This is a genomic window from Pseudomonas fluorescens NCIMB 11764, from assembly GCF_000293885.2.
Classification (GTDB): domain Bacteria; phylum Pseudomonadota; class Gammaproteobacteria; order Pseudomonadales; family Pseudomonadaceae; genus Aquipseudomonas; species Aquipseudomonas fluorescens_B.
Genome location: NZ_CP010945.1, coordinates 5,537,841 through 5,555,005, shown reverse-complemented (window position 1 = coordinate 5,555,005; position 17,165 = coordinate 5,537,841). Strand labels below are relative to the sequence as shown.

Annotated in this window: 16 protein-coding genes and 1 pseudogene; 13 read left to right on the top strand and 4 right to left on the bottom strand. The window is 58.2% G+C overall.

Annotated features, from left to right (window positions below; all coding sequences use genetic code 11):
• The first annotated feature begins 1 nt into the window (after position 1).
• Together B723_RS25275 and B723_RS25270 are read left to right on the top strand one after the other, a co-directional pair.
• Positions 2 to 190: a hypothetical protein gene (locus tag B723_RS25275; RefSeq protein ID WP_017338325.1), complete on the top strand. Its 189-nt coding sequence runs from the start codon at positions 2 to 4 to the stop codon at positions 188 to 190.
• Positions 187 to 1,173, top strand: coding sequence for a saccharopine dehydrogenase family protein (locus B723_RS25270; RefSeq protein WP_017338326.1), 987 nt, complete (start codon positions 187 to 189; stop codon positions 1,171 to 1,173). Before B723_RS25275 ends, B723_RS25270 begins: the two co-directional genes overlap by 4 nt.
• 7 nt (positions 1,174 to 1,180) lie before the next feature.
• On the opposite strand, the gene B723_RS25265 is transcribed toward B723_RS25270, so the two are convergent.
• Positions 1,181 to 2,074 carry an AraC family transcriptional regulator N-terminal domain-containing protein gene (locus B723_RS25265; RefSeq protein ID WP_017338327.1) on the bottom strand — a complete coding sequence of 298 codons (894 nt, stop codon included), beginning with the start codon at positions 2,072 to 2,074 and terminating at the stop codon, positions 1,181 to 1,183.
• 208 nt (positions 2,075 to 2,282) lie between these two features.
• On the opposite strand from B723_RS25265, the gene B723_RS25260 reads away from it, so the two are divergent.
• Positions 2,283 to 3,032 (top strand): glucose 1-dehydrogenase, encoded by a 750-nt coding sequence (locus tag B723_RS25260; RefSeq protein ID WP_017338328.1) that lies wholly within the window; start codon positions 2,283 to 2,285, stop codon positions 3,030 to 3,032.
• Between the two features lie 162 nt (positions 3,033 to 3,194).
• Here the strand turns inward: B723_RS25260 and B723_RS32580 are convergent, their stop codons facing one another.
• Entirely contained in the window at positions 3,195 to 3,356 is a 162-nt protein-coding gene (locus tag B723_RS32580; protein WP_017338329.1) for a DUF2986 domain-containing protein, read from the bottom strand.
• Positions 3,357 to 3,576: 220 nt separating this feature from the next.
• Here B723_RS32580 and B723_RS25255 point away from each other — a divergent pair, with 220 nt between their 5' ends.
• The 10 genes and pseudogenes from B723_RS25255 (at position 3,577) to B723_RS25210 (ending at position 15,626) form a co-directional block, all read left to right on the top strand.
• Positions 3,577 to 5,268 carry an Hsp70 family protein gene (locus B723_RS25255; RefSeq protein WP_017338330.1) on the top strand — a complete coding sequence of 564 codons (1,692 nt, stop codon included), beginning with the start codon at positions 3,577 to 3,579 and terminating at the stop codon, positions 5,266 to 5,268.
• A 6-nt stretch (positions 5,269 to 5,274) separates the two neighbouring features.
• Complete coding sequence (locus B723_RS25250) at positions 5,275 to 6,660, top strand: J domain-containing protein (protein WP_017338331.1); 1,386 nt, start codon at positions 5,275 to 5,277, stop codon at positions 6,658 to 6,660.
• Between the two features lie 77 nt (positions 6,661 to 6,737).
• The gene (locus B723_RS25245) at positions 6,738 to 7,358 is read left to right on the top strand and encodes an eCIS core domain-containing protein (protein ID WP_017338332.1); all 621 of its coding nucleotides are present in this window, start codon (positions 6,738 to 6,740) and stop codon (positions 7,356 to 7,358) included.
• A gap of 69 nt (positions 7,359 to 7,427) precedes the next feature.
• A complete protein-coding gene (locus B723_RS25240; RefSeq protein WP_017338333.1) occupies positions 7,428 to 8,354 on the top strand; it encodes a Gfo/Idh/MocA family protein in 927 nt (308 codons plus the stop codon).
• A gap of 129 nt (positions 8,355 to 8,483) precedes the next feature.
• Positions 8,484 to 8,690: pseudogene (locus B723_RS32575) on the top strand (sodium-independent anion transporter); the annotation flags it as partial.
• A gap of 427 nt (positions 8,691 to 9,117) precedes the next feature.
• Positions 9,118 to 10,116, top strand: a complete 999-nt coding sequence (locus B723_RS25230) for a helix-turn-helix domain-containing protein (RefSeq protein WP_017338335.1) — start codon at positions 9,118 to 9,120, stop codon at positions 10,114 to 10,116.
• 42 nt (positions 10,117 to 10,158) lie between these two features.
• Positions 10,159 to 10,992, top strand: coding sequence for an SDR family oxidoreductase UcpA (gene ucpA, locus B723_RS25225; protein ID WP_238588298.1), 834 nt, complete (start codon positions 10,159 to 10,161; stop codon positions 10,990 to 10,992).
• A gap of 82 nt (positions 10,993 to 11,074) precedes the next feature.
• Positions 11,075 to 12,481 carry an APC family permease gene (locus B723_RS25220; RefSeq protein ID WP_017338337.1) on the top strand — a complete coding sequence of 469 codons (1,407 nt, stop codon included), beginning with the start codon at positions 11,075 to 11,077 and terminating at the stop codon, positions 12,479 to 12,481.
• A gap of 346 nt (positions 12,482 to 12,827) precedes the next feature.
• A complete protein-coding gene (locus B723_RS25215) occupies positions 12,828 to 14,804 on the top strand; it encodes a primary-amine oxidase (RefSeq protein ID WP_031318808.1) in 1,977 nt (658 codons plus the stop codon).
• A 57-nt stretch (positions 14,805 to 14,861) separates the two neighbouring features.
• Entirely contained in the window at positions 14,862 to 15,626 is a 765-nt protein-coding gene (locus tag B723_RS25210) for a cytochrome c oxidase assembly protein (protein ID WP_158488439.1), read from the top strand.
• Here B723_RS25210 and B723_RS25205 read toward each other — a convergent pair.
• Together B723_RS25205 and B723_RS25200 are read right to left on the bottom strand one after the other, a co-directional pair.
• On the bottom strand, positions 15,571 to 16,488 hold the full coding sequence (locus B723_RS25205; RefSeq protein ID WP_017338340.1) for a helix-turn-helix domain-containing protein: 918 nt from the start codon (positions 16,486 to 16,488) through the stop codon (positions 15,571 to 15,573). The genes B723_RS25210 and B723_RS25205 overlap by 56 nt on opposite strands.
• 31 nt (positions 16,489 to 16,519) lie before the next feature.
• Positions 16,520 to 17,104 (bottom strand): TetR/AcrR family transcriptional regulator, encoded by a 585-nt coding sequence (locus tag B723_RS25200; protein ID WP_017338341.1) that lies wholly within the window; start codon positions 17,102 to 17,104, stop codon positions 16,520 to 16,522.
• Between the last annotated feature and the right edge of the window lie 61 nt (positions 17,105 to 17,165).

Genomic DNA, 17,165 nt, shown 5'->3' with positions numbered 1-17,165 from the left:
CATGCTGGATCATATTTTCCTGTCGGTGAGCGCCATCGCACGTTCCATGAATTTCTACGAGGCTGCCCTGGTGTCATTGGGTATCACCGCACGCTTGCAGTATGACCCCGATTACTACGCCGCCAATGTGCTGGACCCGGATGGGAATAGCCTGGAATTTGTCTACAAAAAAGGGCAGCACGTCCAATGAGCACACTTCTGATCTACGGAGCGACAGGTTATACCGGTCGCATGGCAGCAGAACACGCGAAAGCGCTGGGTCTGAACTTCGAAATCGGCGGGCGCAGTCACTCGCCACTCGCGACACTCGCCGCGTATCTGGACGTGCCTTTTCGCGTATTTGATGCGGGCCCGGATGCCGAGAATGCCTTGTCTGGCATCACGGTATTGCTGAACTTCGCGGGGCCATTTGCGCAAACGGCAGAGGCGTTGATGCGCGCCTGCATCAAGGCCGGGATCGACTATCTGGACATTACCGCCGAGATCAACGTTTACCGGCTGGCCGAAACGCTGCACGTTGAAGCGGCCAGGGCACAGACCCTGTTGTTGCCAGGCGTCGGCTGGGACGTCGTCCCTACTGACTCGCTGGCGGTGCACGTCGCTCAGCGGGTCCAACAGCCTCGCGCTCTGAACATCGCGCTTCAGGTCCCAGGGTCGATGTCCCGTGGCTCGGCCAGGAGCGTCAGTGAAATCATCGGTGCCGGCGTGCTCGCAAGGGTCGATGGCGAACTCGTTGCAACGCCTGAGGCCCAGCCACGTCACTTTGATTTTGGTGAGGGACCGGTCCTCTGCGCGCCGCTGTCTTTCGGTGACCTGGTGACGGGCTGGCATTCGACTGGTATCCCTGATATTGCGATGTTCGTGCATCTCTCTGGCGATGCGTTCCCCGAAGGCGACCTGTCGCTACTTCCTGATGGCCCCACCGCAGAGGAAAGGGATGGCCATCGGGCACGTGCGGCGGTGGAGGTTACGGGAGCAGACGGCGTCATCGCACGTTCGGTCATTGAAACGATGAATGGCTATTCCTTCACGCCACTGGCCGCCGTCGAAGCAGCGCGCCGGGTTTTGAATGGCGAACGGCGGCCGGGTTTTGCAACCCCGGCGCAGGTCTTCGGTGGTGGATTTGCCCAGAGTATTGCCGGGACGGTGATTACCGATCTCCAGGACCGATAACTGTTGCTCAAGAGGCTGTCGTCAGCTCACTGGCAGGGCTCTTTACGGGCTGGGGAGACCTGAATCTCGCCGCGTCCCGCACAGGCGGCAGCCCGAACAGTCGCGCGTATTCGCGATTGAATTGCGAGGCGCTTTCATAACCCACCTGGTAGGCGATGGACGTGGCATCCAGCGTATCGAACAGCAGCAACCAGCGCGCCCTCAGCAAGCGCAAGCGCTTCTGGTATTGAATCGGGGTCATGGCCGTCACGGATTTGAAATGCCTGTAGAAGGCTGCAACGCTCATGTCGGTCATGACCGCGAGGGGTTCGACGCGAAAAGGCTCGGTGTAGTGCTCACGTATCCACTGGGTGGTACGGCGGATCTGCGTCATCCGGCCATCTGGCCGTGCAACGTCACGGAGAATACCCCCCAGGGGGCCCTGCAAGGCGCGGAACAAGATCTCACGTTCAATCATCGGGGCGAGTAGTGCAGCCTCGTGCGGTCGATCCATCAGCCGCATCATGCGTAGCCACGCGTCAATCATTTCAGCAGGCGCGAGCACGGCTTCAAAACACGAATTTTGCGCTGCCCTTGGCGCTTTGCCTTCGTCCATCAGCAGTGTAGCGATCACGTCGGGGTTCAGGGTCAGGCTGATCGCGAGATAGGGCTGATCCACGGCGCTGGAGTGAATCTGGCCCGTAGCGGGTATATCGACAGGCACCAGAAAATAGCTGCCGGCCGTGTACCGGGAAATCTCTTCCCCTATGGACAGGGTCTTGGTGCCCTGGAGCACCAGATGCAACATCGGCTGATAAACCTGAGATGCACAAGCCTCGGCCCGGACCATCGCCACCCGGGGCAATCCGGTTTCCGTCCACTTGTCTTGCGCGCGCATCACGATACTGCGCAGTTCTGCCATCGACTTTTCCATGCGGCCCACCGTGGGCTAAATGCCGGGGCATAGCAAGCCAGCTGAGAAGAATAGGCAAGGATGCGCGAGTAACCGGCAAACGTCGGCCCCTTCGTTGCCGGAATACTGATGACACAAGGTTCGTTGCATTCCCGTTGTTGACGCGATAGCAGCGAACGCTCGATGCGATATCACTTAACTTAAAGAAGGTCACTTTATGAAGCTCGTAGGAAAAATAGCGGTTGTCACTGGTGCGTCCAAAGGCATAGGTGCCGGTATTGCCAAGGCACTGGGTGCGCAGGGCGCAACAGTCATCGTCAACTATGCCTCGAGTAAGGGCGACGCCGATGCGGTGGTTGCTCACATTGCGGAGCGTGGCGGCTCAGCCTTCGCCCTACAGGCTGATATGAGCCAGGCGGCCGATGTTGTGCGCCTGTTTGACACGGTCCGGACGAAGTTCGGGACCTTGGATGTCCTGGTCAACAACGCAGGTGTCGCGGTGTTCCAGATGATCGATGACCTGACAGAGGAAGCCTTCCATAAGCAATTCAATCTGAATGTGCTGGGTTACCTTCTCTCGGTGCGAGAGGCTGTCAAACTGCTGGGAGCCAAGGGGAGCATTATCAATATCAGCTCAATTCTCAGCACCGACCCCTACCTGGCTTCGAGTGTGTACTCGGCGACCAAGGGCGCCGTCGATACCTTGACCCTCGCATTGGCCAGGGAGCTGGGACCGCGTGGCATCCGGGTCAACGCCATCCGGCCCGGGCACACGAACACACCCGCGACAGACGGAAATTTTGCCGGTGAGTTGGGCGTAAAACTTCTCGCGGGAACTCCGTTGGGTCGCTTCGGCGAGCCCGAAGATATCGCACCGTTGGCCGTGTTTTTGGCGTCCGACGACTCGCACTGGGTGACAGGCGAATCCATCAGGGCTGCCGGTGGTGTTCGCGGTGTTGGTTATTGACACGGCTGATTGAACCTACACAGAGACATCAACGCTCCCGCAGCATCGAGCTTCGCCTGGCGTTCCGGTGTCGCATTGGCGACCTCGATCCTGCCGGCGGCACACGCTTGCAGAGAGCGGTAAAGCATTGCCATAGCGTTGGTGGTGTTCAAGCCAGGCAGATCAGTTCTCAGGGGAAGTGTCTGAGTCTTGACTGGGTTCAGCATCCAGTTTCAACCGGTCAGCCTTGCTGATGTATTTCGACTTGCTTTTCGGTGCCAGTTTGGCGCTGGCCTTTTTGGCGTGAGCCTTTAATAACTGCTTTATTTTTTTTTGACGATTCATGTTTGTACCCGGCTTGTCAGTTCTTCAATGATGACAGAGGTTTGCGTGCGAGGCCCAGGGAGTGAGAGGGCTTCGTCGCGTCTTCGAGCATGTTAAAGCTAGCGCCAGCGTTGCCGATATCCCCAGCCATAGACTTGCGTACCACCGGTACGACTGTAATGACTGACCTTGCGACCCATGCGCTCTGCTGCCCGGCCGCGTCATTTAAGGAAAAGTGACTGTGATCATTGGTATCGACCTGGGCACCACCAACAGCCTCGTGGCTGCCTGGGATGGCGAACGTGCCCGAATACTCCCCAATGCCGTGGGCAACCTTCTCACGCCGAGCGTCGTTGGCCTCGACGACCATGGCCAACTGGTGGTCGGGGATATCGCCCGCGAGCGGTTGCACACCCACCCGCACCTCACCGCGTCTTTGTTCAAGCGCTACATGGGCAGCGCCCGTGAAACCCTACTCGGCGGGCGCGCCTACCGCGCTGAAGAACTCTCGGCGATGCTGCTGCGCAGTCTCAAGGCCGACGCCGAGCGTGCCTTGGGCGAGCCTGTTCACGAAGCGGTGATCAGCGTGCCTGCGTATTTCAGCGATGCTCAGCGCAAGGCTACGCGTATTGCCGGCGAACTGGCGGGGCTGAAAGTCGAAAAACTGGTCAACGAACCCACCGCCGCAGCCCTGGCTTATGGGCTTCAACAGCGAAACGAGGCGACCTTCCTGGTGTTCGACCTCGGCGGTGGCACCTTTGACGTGTCCGTCATGGAGCTGTTCGAAGGCGTCATGGAAGTTCGCGCCAGCGCGGGGGACAACTTCCTTGGCGGTGAAGACTTCGATGACCTGCTCGTGGAGTTTTTCATCGCTAAAATCGGCGCCGCTGACCTGCCAGACACGGCCCTCCCTGCCACCGCACAGCGGTTGCGGCGAGAAGCGCAGCGAGTTCGCCACGCTCTGGGGCAGGCGCAGATCGCACGCTTTACCCTTCGCGAGCAAGCGCGTGAGTGGAGCATTGAACTGACCCAGGCCGACCTTGCGGACATCTTCCGTCCCTTGCTGGACCGCTTGCGCGCCCCGATCGAACGCGCGCTCCGCGACGCCCGGATCAAGGTCGCGGACCTGAACGAAATATTGCTGGTCGGTGGCACAACGCGCATGCCGCTGGTGCGCAAGCTGGTCGCGGCGCTGTTCGGGCGAATCCCGGCGATGCAGCTCAACCCGGACGAAGTGGTCGCGCAGGGTGCGGCCATTCAGGCGGCGCTACTGGCGCGCCATGCCTCCCTTGAAGAAGTGGTGCTCACCGATGTGTGCCCTTATACCTTGGGAATCGAGACGTCGGTGCAGGCAGGTGCCGGTTTCCAAAGCGGCCACTACTTGCCGATCATCGAGCGCAACACCGTGGTGCCGGTGAGCCGCTCCCGTACGGTATCGACCCTCAGTGACAACCAGAAGGTGGTCAACCTCGGTATCTATCAGGGCGAAAACCGCTTGGTGAGTCACAATATTTTCCTCGGTGAGCTGGAAATCTCCGTGCCGCCGCGCAAGGCCGGTGAAGTCACCCTGGATGTCCGCTTCACCTACGACAACAACGGTTTGCTCGAAGCCCAGGTGCACCTGCCGATCAACGGCGAAACCCGCCGGCTGGTCATCGAGAACAACCCGGGTGTACTGGCTCCAGAAGAAGTCGCCCAGCGTCTGGCTGCCCTCGAAGCGCTGAAAGTGCACCCCCGCGATCAGCAGATCAACACCCTGCTGCTGGCCCGACTGGACCGCTTGTATCAGGAAAGCCTCGGCGATGGCCGGCAGCTTATTGCCGGGCTGGCGAACCATTTCCAGCAAATGCTCGACACTCAGGACGAACGCCAGATACGCGAAGCCCGCAGCGACATTACTCAACGCCTTGCTCATTTCGAGCGAGAGGGTTAAGCGACCATGAACCACTGGCAATTGCTCAGCCTTACCCCGGATGCGGACGAACGCAGCATCAAGCGCGCCTATGCGCGGCTGCTCAAAACCCACCGCCCGGACGAAAACCCCGATGAGTTCCAGCGCCTGCGTGAAGCCTATGAAGCCTCGCTGGCCGAGGCTCGCTGGCGCGCGCAGGCGGATGAGGAAGTCGTTGAGGCCCCGATCGCCGTCAGCGCGCCAACCCCTGAATGCCCCCAGCCAGCGGAAGTCTCCCCGCTAGCCATCCCCCTGGAACGCCTCGATATCACACCGGCCATCAGCCCACCGGAACCGTCCATGGGGCAAATGCAGCAGTGGTTGGCCGAGGGTAAAGACCGTCAGCTCGTGGACGCGCTGCGCGTTTGGATGGCCAGCGACTGGCTAATACCTTTCGAGCGCCGCCAGCAATTCGAGCAGAGCGTACTGGATTGGCTCGAATCCGCCCCGCAATGGTCGCCAGCCTTCTTCGATGGCGTGTGCAAGGTCATGGGGTGGGACGAGGCCCAGGGCACCCTTCCTTGCGAGTATTGGCGTTGGGACAGACTGATCCGACGGTGCGAGGTGCAAGCCATGGAGGAGACCGTACGCGGCGATCTGGCCAGATTCGACGCCGATAAAATCCATGGGCAGGCGGCCGCCTTGCTGCTCAAACCCATGAGTGACCACCGCCGTCGTGGAATGGCCGACTACTTTACCGGCCTCGACTGGCAACGCTTTACGCAGCTCGCTCAAACCATCGAATGCCAATACCCCGAGGTGCCCCAACGTCTTGGGCTGCAACCACTCGACAACTGGCGGGACTGGTTGCCGGCCTCAAGCTATCGAGGGGTCTATCTTTTCCTGTGGCTGACGCTGTCCGCTTTGGTTGTTTCTTCCTTGCTTGCTGTGCCGGCGAAAAGGAATGGGCTGGCCTCCGTGGTTATACTGCCGCTGATGATGCCGGTATTGATGTGGTTCGGCATGAAGGCCTACCAGTTTTGGGCCATGGTGGCCGTGGCGGCGGGGCGGCTGGATGTGCTGCTTAGCCGATGGTTACTCCCGCGCCGTTGGTACCGGCAAGGCGCCGGGCTCCTGGTGCTTCGACACATACTGCCCAGTGCAGTGCCCGCAGCCTTGGCGTGCGCCTGGTCCGGTAATGTGCCGTGGCTGCGGTGGTTCAGCCCGGTGGTGGTGTTCCTCGGCACGATTTATTTCACGAATTCAGCGCTGAGTGGCGGAAAGGTCTCGCTGGGCGCTCGGGCATTGCGAGCAATCAAGCTGAAGGTCGGGCGGCTGCCCTGGCACATGCTCAAGCGTGAAGGCATCCTGGTTCTGATGGCCGTGGCGGCGATGGCGGTCTGGATACATTTGCATCTGCAGGCTGTTGTTTAGGAGGGGGCGCCAATGGGTGCGTGGCGTCGATCACTTGTGATCCACTGATCGCGCTGCTTCCGTCCCTGGAGGTCCGAATGCCGTCTATCACCACGCGCCTGGCGGCGCTATTGGTTCTTTGCCTGGCGCTTGAAGTGCCAGCCCAGAACAACGCCTGTCCGGCTGGCGAGAAACAAGTGTGCCTGGACGGCTGCATCTGCCTGCCAGACCTCGGGCAGGTGCTCGGCCCCGTGCCTGATGGCATCTATCAGATCGCGGCACCTGCCCTGGCGCTGTGGCTGACCCAGGCCCGCGCTGAGGCAGCCAACGCCGGCCTTCAACCCATGCCACCGCACATCCGCGAGCAACTGCTGCGCTGGTACGCCCCCGGCATTCTCGATACCGCGTACTACAAAGTCAGCGACAACGGCCAGTTCAGCGCCGCCACTGCCATGCTGCAAAACCCCGATGTGGGTGCCGTGACGCTGATCGACATCATCCTTTTTCGGGATGCCCAGACCGCAGAACAGAACGTCGTGCTCTGGGCTCATGAACTCAAGCATGTGCAGCAGTTTCAGGAATGGGGAGTAGAAGGTTTTGCCCAGCGCTATACACAGGATTTCAATGCGGTGGAGGCGCCGGCTTATGCCATACAGGCTGAAGTCAGACGTTTTGTGCGCGAAGGGAATGATCACGAAAACCCGGCACATCCTCGATGACTTCCCCGGCAGACAAACGTACTCTTGCTGATCCGCTTCTCAAGACAAGAATAAAACCAGGAGTCATTGATGCAACCAATCCGTCTCGGTCTGGTGGGCTACGGCAAGATTGCCCAGGATCAACACGTTCCCGCTATCAACGCCAACCCGGCCTTCCAGTTGGTCGCTGTCGCAACGCAAGGGCAGCCCTGCGCCGGGGTAGAGAACTTTCAGTCTCTGGGTGAGCTGCTCGAAAATGGCCCGCCGGTGGATGCAATTGCGTTTTGCACACCGCCGCAAGGACGATTCGCGCTGGTGCGACAAGCGCTGGCCGCCGGCAAACACGTGCTGGTCGAAAAACCGCCGTGCGCCACCTTGGGCGAAGCGATGGCGTTGGTGAATCTGGTCGGTGAGCAAGGCGTCAGCGGTCTGTTTGCCTGGCATTCACGCTACGCGCCCGGCATCGAAGCCGCCCGTGACTGGCTGGCCACCCGCACCCTGCAAAGCGTACAGATCGACTGGAAGGAAGACGTGCGCAAGTGGCACCCCGGCCAGGCATGGATCTGGCAACCCGGCGGCCTGGGCGTCTTCGATCCCGGCATCAACGCCTTGTCGATTGCCACCCATTTGCTGGCGCTGCCGCTGTTTGTCGAGTCTGCCGAACTGCGCGTCCCGAGCAACTGCCAGTCGCCAATCGCCGCGTCCATCAAAATGTCCGACGCGCGCCACCTCGATGTCCGCGCGGAGTTCGATTTCGACCACGGTCATGACGAACTCTGGAGCATCGAGATTCGCTGCACCGAAGGCATCCTGCGACTGGACAACGGCGGCGCACTGTTGAGTATCGACGGCGTGCGCCAGGCTGTATCGGAGGAGGGCGAGTACGCGGCGGTGTATCGACATTTTCAGCAGTTGATTGGCGACAAGGCCAGCGACCTGGATCTCCAGCCGCTGCGCTTGGTTGCAGACAGCTTTTTTGTCGGGAGCCGGATGTCGGTTGAGCCGTTTTATGATTAGTGGCGGCATGGGTGAGTGAGTGTTTTTGGGCGATTGTTGTCTGACACCAAGGACAGCCATCGACCCATAGTTGACGTTCAGCAACTGCAAAATTCAGCCAAGAGATGCCTCGGGAGAAAGAAGTCTGGCTTGGCTGTGCCGGACCTTGCAGCAAGCTCCGGGCTGTCGGTCCTCGACTCTCTCCCACAAGGGATGCCGGGATTTACCATCCCTTGGATTACCAACGCCAATATCGTTCCCATGCTGATTGTCGGTTGCGCCGTGGCGCTGGTTTCTTTCGCCGACACCGACCTACTGTCTCGCGTCTACGCGGCGCGGACCAGAACCTACGTGGATGTGAGCTTGGCCGACATTCTGGTCGAAGTGGAAGAAACCCAGCGCGCAGCGGGCATCACATTGTGCGTGACCGAGATGAAAGACCCCAGTCAAGGTGAGTTCAAGCGATTCGGGGTTTACACGTTACTGGGGGAGGCACGGATTTTCCCACGCTAGACGATGCCGTTGGCAGGTATGTGCAGAGTCATCCGGTTGATCTGGCGGATTGGGAGAACGAGGGGGCAGTGAGTGGTGCCGCCGTTGCAACCGGATGACGCGGCTATCAAAAAAATGCGCAATCTCGGGCCCCTTGCCCCCCGGCTCAATAAGCATCGTGTAAATTTGAAACTGTAGCCATTGAGCATAGGACGCGAGGCACAGGCTCGATAGTCGGTAAAGCCGCCATTCGAATAATAAAAAGAACACTGATGCGCCCAGGAGATATGCCATGAGATCGCAACCGGTCCAGCAAAAATCTCAGCAAGCAGGATTACAGAGCGTTTCTGTCACCGACGCCAATGTGCTGGCGAACTCTTTGTCGGAGTGGCAGCAAGAGTACCTGCAGATAAGCCCGGGGCAATTCGCAGGTTCGGTCACTGAAATTTCCGTGGGTGTGGTGCAGATTTTCCGTGAGGTGATGAATCAAGCGGTGGATCAACATGGGCAAACCCTGCCTGGCAAGTTTGCCTTGGGCATTCCCATCGCGTTGCGCGGCCACGGTTACTGGTGCGGTAAAGAGCTCGATTGCATTGATTCCGTGTTCTTTCTCCGGCCGGATTCCGAACTCAAATTCAAGACCCCCGGCTATTCGGATATTTATGGTGCATCCGTCGATGTTGAAGCCTTCAGGAAATACTCGCTGGATGATGAGTTTGATGACAAGAGTGTCATCGCGCTGACCAAGGAAGTCAGTGCACTGGCGCCCGAAAAATGTGCAGCCTTCCGGCAAGGCTTTGATAACTTTTTCCGTGCCGTCGAGGACAATCCTTCAATTCTCGAGTCGGCGTCAGCCAAAAAACAACTCACCTTCGACATCATGCAATTGCTCCTTGGCATGACAGCAGACTTGCCCGTATCGAAGAAATCTCACGCAGAGCAGTTCATTCATCGCCATGTTGTAGACAGTGCACGCAATTATATTCTTTCAAGAAAAAGTGAAGCGTTAACGGTGACCGATTTGTGTGAGGGGCTGCGAACCAGTCATCGTTCGCTGCATTATGCCTTCAACAAAGTCTTGGGTATCAGCCCCGTGACTTATCTGCGCTACATACGTTTGAACGGCGTCAGGGCAGAACTTGTCTCCAGCGATAAGCCAACATTGATTAGTGAAGTGGCCGCCAATTGGGGCTTCTGGCATATGGGCATGTTCAGCGTCTACTACAAACATCTGTTTGGCGAACGGCCGTCCGAAACACTTAAGAACCATCGTTCGACGGTAATTACTTAATACCTGATTGTGAAACAGCATGCCCGGGGACACGACCCGGGCATGACGGGATTTTTTTGTTCAAAAAAACCGGAGGACATCATGAGTAAGTTGAACGGGAAAGTGGCCTTGATTACCGGGGCTTCAAAAGGAATGGGGAAATCTCATGCCAGCATCTACGCAAAATATGGGGCCAGCTTGATCCTGGTTGATCTTGATGAGTCTATCCATGAAGTGGCAGCAGAGATTCAAAATACCTACGGCGTGGAAGTACTTGCGCACGTCGGTGATGTGACCGATCCGCAGGCCATGCGCCTGATTGCCGAAAAAGGCATGCAGCGTTTTGGCCGCTTGAATGCGCTGGTCTGCAATGCCGGCGTTTGCCGACTGGCGAAGTTTCTGGATTCCAGCGATGCCGATCTCGACTTGCACATCAACGTTAACGTCAAAGGTGCATGGCATACCGCCCGGGCGGTTCTGCCGCACATGATCAACTCCGGCGGCGGTGCGGTGGTCGTCATGTCGTCCGTCACCGGTGACCTGACGGCCGATCCGGGTGAGGTGGCCTATGCCTTGTCCAAGTCCGCGCTGATTGGCTTCACCAAGGCGCTGGCGGTGGAAATGGCTCCCCATCACATTCGGGTCAATGCCATTTGCCCGGGCTTCATATGGACACCGATGGCGGAGCAGGTCGCCAGGCAAGTCAATCCGGACGATCCGAAGTCGGTTCTTGATGAACTGGCCACAGCCATTCCCATGAAACGCCTGGGCAGGCCCGATGAAGTCGGTGAGTTGTCGGCATTCCTCGCGTCCGACGAGTCCAGTTACATCAACGGTGCGCAAATCGTGATCGATGGTGCCAGCACGCTGCCTGAGACAGTCAGCATCGGGATGTAACCCACGTTGGGTTTTCAGCAAGGACGCTACTGCATCGACCCATTGGCGTGATCCATAACAATAAAAGAGTGGAGCTTTTGTGATGACAGAGCTAACCGAATCCCTGCATGAAGAGGCGCCTATAGTCAGTGAAAAGCTGAAGGGCAACCTGGGTACTTATCAGATCGCATTGTTGGTGATTGCCGCCGCCGCACCTTTGGGCGCTGTTCTCACAGCCGCGCCCATCGGCTTTCAACTCGGCAACGGTCCGGGGCTGGCCGGAACATTTTTGGTGGCCGGATTCTTGATGGTTTGTTTCTCGGTCGGCTATGGCGAGTTAATTCGCGCGATCCCGGGTGCAGGCGCGTTTTACAAGTATCTATCGGTGGTGTTTGGCCCGCGAGTTGGCGCGGGCGCGGCATGGGTAGCATTGGCGTCCTACCTGGCAATTACCATTGCCCTGGCCATTGTGTCGGGCTACTACACCAATTTGACCTTGCAAACATTTGGCGTGGATATTGGCTGGACGTCATGGACATTGTTGCTCATGGCGCTGACATCTTATCTCGGCCGGGCGAACATTGATTTTGCCGCGAAGATCCTGGTGCCATTGGTGCTTGCTGAGTTCTTCATGCTGTTTCTGCTCGGTATCTCCATTTTCATGGATAAAGGCCTCGCTGCGTTTCCAGTTGAAGCGGTATCGATTGATGCAATAACGTCGCCCGGCCTCGGGGTCGGAATGATGGTCGCGCTGGCAGCGTTCCTCGGTGTCGAGTCCGCAGCGCTGTATGCGATGGAAGCCAAGCGGCCGGAAAAATCCATTCCGGGTGCCACGCGTCTCGCAGTAGCCTTGGTGGCTGTCGCTTACTTTGTGATTATCTGGCTGATTGTAGGTGGCATCGGGGTAGAAGCGATCAAGGGCGAAGCGGCATCGGCGCAAGGCGAACTGATCATCAACCTGTTCTCGACACGCCTGGGAGGCACAACGGCCACCCTTGTTTCGATCATGCTGTGCACCAGCAATTTTGCCTGTTTGTTGTCGCTGCACAACGCGGCCACTCGCTACGTGCATGTGCTGGCCAAAGATAAACATTTGCCGCGTGTGCTATCGAACATTCATCCGCAAAAAAACTCCCCGGCCAATGCGAGCCTTCTAGTAACGGTGGTGGTTGCTGTCTGCATCGCCGTCCCATCGTCGCTGGGTTACGACGCGTTTGTCTTCCTTTTCCCGGTGACGCTGGCTTTGGGAACGATTGGGCTCATCGGGCTTCAGGCATTCATTTCGCTGGCAGTGGTTGCCCATTTCAAGAAAGTCAGCTCTCGCAAGTATCTCAAAGTCTTGGTCAGCCCACTGGTTGCACTGGCGGGGCTTAGCGTGGCGGTTTACTTGATCTATGAGAACTACGGGCTGCTGACCGGCAGTGAATCCGCTTGGGTGAACGGAACGCCATTACTTCTGGTGGTGCTGTTCTTTTACGGCGTGATTAAAGGCCGTTCAAAGAACAATTAATTCAACAGTCCGTCGGACGCTGTAAGCACCGCATTAGTGCAGGTTGCTCTTTGATAGTGCGAAGTGATGACTAAAGTCTGGATAACTGGAACGCGCAGGAGGGTTGCCGACCTGACCGCAGCGTTGCCGGATCATTTATCCGCTGTGCCTTGAGCGATTAAAAAGCCAGAAACATGCCAGCTCTTTTAGTTTGGCGAGTGCCCGCTATGTTTCTGCCAATTTGTGTTAATGCGCCTGCGGTAGTTGGTCGTAGTCTTTATAGGCCGACTTACCGCAGTGCTGCAGTTTCTTCATCGTCTGAATGCCTTTAAACCCAAAAGTACATTTGACTGGAAGAGTACGAAGCATGAACGTTAATCTTAAAATAACCACCGCGACCCACCCGCTTGACCCGCTTTCGCTAGAGGAGCTTGCTTTGGCGAGCAGCATCCTGAAACGGGAAAAAAACCTTCACGACAAATGCCGCTTCCCGTACCTGCATCTCGCCGAGCCGGATAAGCGTGAGGTATTGGCCCATGTGCCAGACCAGGCATTTTCCAGGCGTGCATTTGCCTTGGTGCTGGACAAATTGACGGGCAACACCTTCGAAGCGCTGGTTGATTTGAACAGCCAAACCCTTGTCGATTGGCAAGCGGTCGACATTGAAACCCAGGGTCATGCACCGATCATGATTGAGGAGTTCGACCTGTGCGTGGAAGCTGTGCAAAACGACCCCGCGTGGCGTGCGGCTGTCAAGCGCCGGGGCCTCACCGATGCCGATATTGAAAACGTACAGATCGATCCCTGGTCATTCGGGCATTTCGGCGATGATGAACGTTATCAGGGCAAGCGGTTGATGCGCGGTGTCGCGTTCTACCGTGACAAGCTGACCGACAACGGTTACGCCCACCCGATCGAAGGACTGGTTGCTATCATCGACCTGAACAAAGGCGAGGTCATCGAGCTGTTGGACGACGGTCGTCTGACGCCGATTCCCAAAGCCACGATCAACTACGATTCCGCGTCCCTGGGCCAGCCGCGTGACGGACTCAAACCGTTGCACATCACGCAGCCCGAGGGCGTGAGCTTCACCGTCGATGACTGGAAAGTGAGTTGGCAGAACTGGGAGTTCCGCGTCGGCTTCACGCCGCGCGAAGGTCTGGTTCTGCACCAACTGGGCTACAAGGACGGTGACGTCGTGCGCCCGATCCTCTATCGCGCCAGTGTCACCGACATGGGCGTTCCCTATTCGGACAACGAGCTCAATCATTACTGGAAATGCGCGTTCGATGGCGGCGAATACGGGCTCGGTCGTCTGGCCAACCAACTGGAGCTGGGCTGTGATTGCCTGGGGGCGATTCGTTATTTCGATGTGCCTTCGGTCAATGATCAGGGCGAACCTTTTGTCATGAAGAACGCTATCTGCATGCACGAGGAAGATTACGGCACGTTGTGGAAACACTATGAGTTTCGTACCGGTGTGTTCGAAATGCGTCGCTCCCGGCGCCTGGTGATCAGCTTCTTCTGCACCGTGGCCAACTACGACTACGGGTTTTTCTGGTACCTCTATCAGGACGGTACGATTCAACTCGAAGCCAAGCTGACCGGGATCATCCAGACCGCCGCGTTGGCTCCCGGTCAACGCCCCGCCAGCGGGGGCGGCATGGTCACGCCCGAGTTCTATGGCCCGACCCACCAGCATTTTTTCAGTGCGCGTTTGCACATGATGGTGGATGGCGAGCACAACTCTGTGACCGAAACCAATTTCCAGTCGCGCCCGCAAGGCGAGGGAAATACCTGGGGCAACGTCTTCGACAGTGTGACCACCACGTTTACCCATGAGCTGGACGCCGCCCGTGAGGCCAACGGCCAGACCGGGCGCTTCTGGAAAATCATCAATCCGAACGTCAAGAACGCCGTCGGCAATCACCCCGGCTACAAGCTGATGGCCGAGCACAATCCGGTCATGCTCGCCCAACCCGACAGCTCGTTTGGTCGACGTGCAGGGTTTGCCAGCAAGCACCTGTGGGTGACGCCTTACGCGCCCGGCGAGCGTTACGGCTCCGGCGATTACCCCAACCAGCATCGGGGTGACGGCCTCCCGCTGTACACGCAGAACAACCGCGAGATCCAGAACCAGGATCTGGTGGTATGGCACACCTTTGGCCATACCCACATCTGCAAACCGGAGGATTTCCCGGTGATGCCGGTGGAATACGTCGGGTTCAAACTCAAGCCCAATAACTTCTTCAACGGCAACCCGGCCATGGACTTGCCGGCGAGCAGGGACCACGCCAGTGTCCAGGACGGTCAGCCGGCCAGTTGCTGCAAACACAACGCCTGATCAGGTCTCTTTCGATGAATGCCCAAGCGCTCTGCGCTTGGGTCGAGGGTGGTTGTCATGTCTGGATTTTCGAGTTGGGCCTGGCTGGAGTTATTGCCGATAGCCGTGTTTGTTTGCTGGGTGAGCGGAGGGCCTAAGGGTTGGAAGCGTCAACCGTTGTTGCTGGGCGGTGCTGCGCTGGTGTTTTTGCTGGGCATGCAGCCGGCGCTGGACGCCGCTGCGCGCCACAGCGTCTGGCTGCACTGCCTGCAAAGTGCCTTGATTCATCACCTGGCGCCGATCCTTTTACTGTTTGCCGTCGCCCGGGAGCCGGCCAGTGAAGCGGGTTTCACAAAGGGAGGGAGGGCGGTGCGAATTTGGGTGGTGATCGCGTTTGGTGCAATGAGCGGCGTATGGATGCTGCCGCAATTGCATCAACGATTGATGGACGATGCCACGCTGTATGCGCTGATGAAATGGGCCATGGCCGTGAGTGGGTTGTGGTTGTGCCGGGTAATGGGGCGTTATTGCCAGCGCGCGGATGTTCCCTTGCGCAAGCAGTGGAGCTTCAGCCTGGGGGTGGCGCTACCGCAAGTGCTGGTCGGTTTGATGCTGCTGCTCAGTCCACCTCTGTATCCCATGCACGGTCACTCGATGATGCACATGCACGGTGTCGGGAACATGAGTGCTCAACTGGATCAGTTTTTGGGGGGCGCGCTGATGTGCCTGTCGGCGTTGCTTCTGCTGTGGGTCGATCGTGTTATGCATCGCAAACCTGTGCCGACTATCAACGCCGTTGGGCCGAGGGTGAATGGCCAAACAGGCGTTTGTACTCCTGGCTGAAATAGCTTTGATGGGTGAACCCCCAGCGGTACGCCACATCGGCGACGCTGGGGGCCGGGTGCTCGGTAAGGCTGCGCTGGGCGGCGTTCAAACGGACGGCGCGCAGATACGTCAGAGGCGAGCTGCCGGCGATTTTTTCGAAGCTGTAATGCAGCGTGCGGCGGGGGATCTTCAACTCCCTGCACAAGTCCAGGATCGACAGCGACTCCCCTGCAGGGCTTTGCAGCACGCGCTCATGGCAGTATTTGACAATGTGCTGGTGGCTGCCGCCCAGTCCCTGTAAGCGCACCGGGTTTTGCGGCTCCAGCAAGTCGAGCAGCGTATCGAGTACGCAGTTCTGAAGGGTTTGATCATTGAGGTCGTCAAGGGTTTGGAGCTGATCAAGCAGGCCGGTCATGGCAACCTGGGCACCTTGTAGACCCCCGGCACACAGCTTCATCCCGTAACCCCTGGGTCGACGGTAGAACAGTTCAACGTCCTCAGCGACCAACAGTTGTTCAAGCACCTGGCAATTTAACGAAACCACAATGTAGTCAGTGTCCGGCGGTGTGACGAAGAAAAAATCGTCGTCGTAGGGCAGGAAGTTCAGCCCGTCGGCAAGAAGGCTTCGATTCGGCGCCACGTCGGGCTGACTCGGCAGGTTCACCGGCAGCAGCAGGTTTATGCACTGGGCAGGCGTGTGCGTGTGCTGGGCAACAGCGCTGCTCAGGGTTTCACGGAACAATCGGACGCCGTTCAGTTGCACGTCCTGCAGGGCACCGTGAAAAGCACCGGGCGTCAGCTTGTCGTAGTGTTGCGACCAGTGCGCCAGTGATGCGGCGTGTTCGATGATTTCGTCGAAGTGTTGAGTCTGCCTGTGCATCGTGCGGCACCGTTACGCCTGTCGCTTGTCCTTACAGCAGCAATCCGGACGCCAATGCCCGGAAACTTTCGACGGCTTTTTCAGAGGCGGTCTGGGGATCCTCAGCATGTGCAATCCACAAGGAAGCGCCGAGCAGGGCACCCATGATCAGGCGCGCCGTCGCTTCGGTGTCGACCACGCGGATCGTTCCTTCGTCAATCAGCTTTTGAATGCTGCGTTGGGTGCTTCGGATGCACGCGTTCTGGCTCGGCCATTGCGACGGGTCGCCCAGTACCGCTGGCCCGTCGAGGAAGAGAATGCGCTGGATTTCAGGTTCCAGGGACATCTTGATGTAGGCGATGGACTCATCGATGAAGCCGTCCCAGGTTGTGCTGGCCTCTTCGATAATGACCGACAACCGTTCCATCATTTCTCCATCTATCTGGGCGATGACGGCCTGTAGCAAGCCCTTTTTGTCGCCAAAGTGATGGTACAGCGCACCCCGGGTCAGACCCGCTTGAGCGGTGAAATCGTCCATCGAACTTTCCGCATATCCCTTCGCAGCAAATGCGTCTCGCGCCGCCTTGATCAGTTTGCCGCGAGTCTCCGCAATCATGTCCGCACGCTTCTGCGCCATCGGTCGTGTTCCCTATAAAGAATTTAACATTCGTTGCGTATGTAAGTTGACATACTTCGCG

Excerpts from the sequence above, each read along its gene's own strand:
- B723_RS25275 (WP_017338325.1), top strand. The coding sequence starts at position 2 with ATGCTGGATCATATTTTCCTGTCGGTGAGCGCCATCGCACGTTCCATG.
- B723_RS25270 (WP_017338326.1), top strand. The coding sequence starts at position 187 with ATGAGCACACTTCTGATCTACGGAGCGACAGGTTATACCGGTCGCATG.
- B723_RS25265 (WP_017338327.1), bottom strand. The coding sequence starts at position 2,074 with ATGGCAGAACTGCGCAGTATCGTGATGCGCGCGCAAGACAAGTGGACG.
- B723_RS25260 (WP_017338328.1), top strand. The coding sequence starts at position 2,283 with ATGAAGCTCGTAGGAAAAATAGCGGTTGTCACTGGTGCGTCCAAAGGC.
- B723_RS32580 (WP_017338329.1), bottom strand. The coding sequence starts at position 3,356 with ATGAATCGTCAAAAAAAAATAAAGCAGTTATTAAAGGCTCACGCCAAA.
- B723_RS25250 (WP_017338331.1), top strand. The coding sequence starts at position 5,275 with ATGAACCACTGGCAATTGCTCAGCCTTACCCCGGATGCGGACGAACGC.
- B723_RS25245 (WP_017338332.1), top strand. The coding sequence starts at position 6,738 with ATGCCGTCTATCACCACGCGCCTGGCGGCGCTATTGGTTCTTTGCCTG.
- B723_RS25240 (WP_017338333.1), top strand. The coding sequence starts at position 7,428 with ATGCAACCAATCCGTCTCGGTCTGGTGGGCTACGGCAAGATTGCCCAG.
- B723_RS25230 (WP_017338335.1), top strand. The coding sequence starts at position 9,118 with ATGAGATCGCAACCGGTCCAGCAAAAATCTCAGCAAGCAGGATTACAG.
- ucpA (WP_238588298.1), top strand. The coding sequence starts at position 10,159 with ATGACGGGATTTTTTTGTTCAAAAAAACCGGAGGACATCATGAGTAAG.
- B723_RS25220 (WP_017338337.1), top strand. The coding sequence starts at position 11,075 with ATGACAGAGCTAACCGAATCCCTGCATGAAGAGGCGCCTATAGTCAGT.
- B723_RS25215 (WP_031318808.1), top strand. The coding sequence starts at position 12,828 with ATGAACGTTAATCTTAAAATAACCACCGCGACCCACCCGCTTGACCCG.
- B723_RS25210 (WP_158488439.1), top strand. The coding sequence starts at position 14,862 with ATGTCTGGATTTTCGAGTTGGGCCTGGCTGGAGTTATTGCCGATAGCC.
- B723_RS25205 (WP_017338340.1), bottom strand. The coding sequence starts at position 16,488 with ATGCACAGGCAGACTCAACACTTCGACGAAATCATCGAACACGCCGCA.
- B723_RS25200 (WP_017338341.1), bottom strand. The coding sequence starts at position 17,104 with ATGGCGCAGAAGCGTGCGGACATGATTGCGGAGACTCGCGGCAAACTG.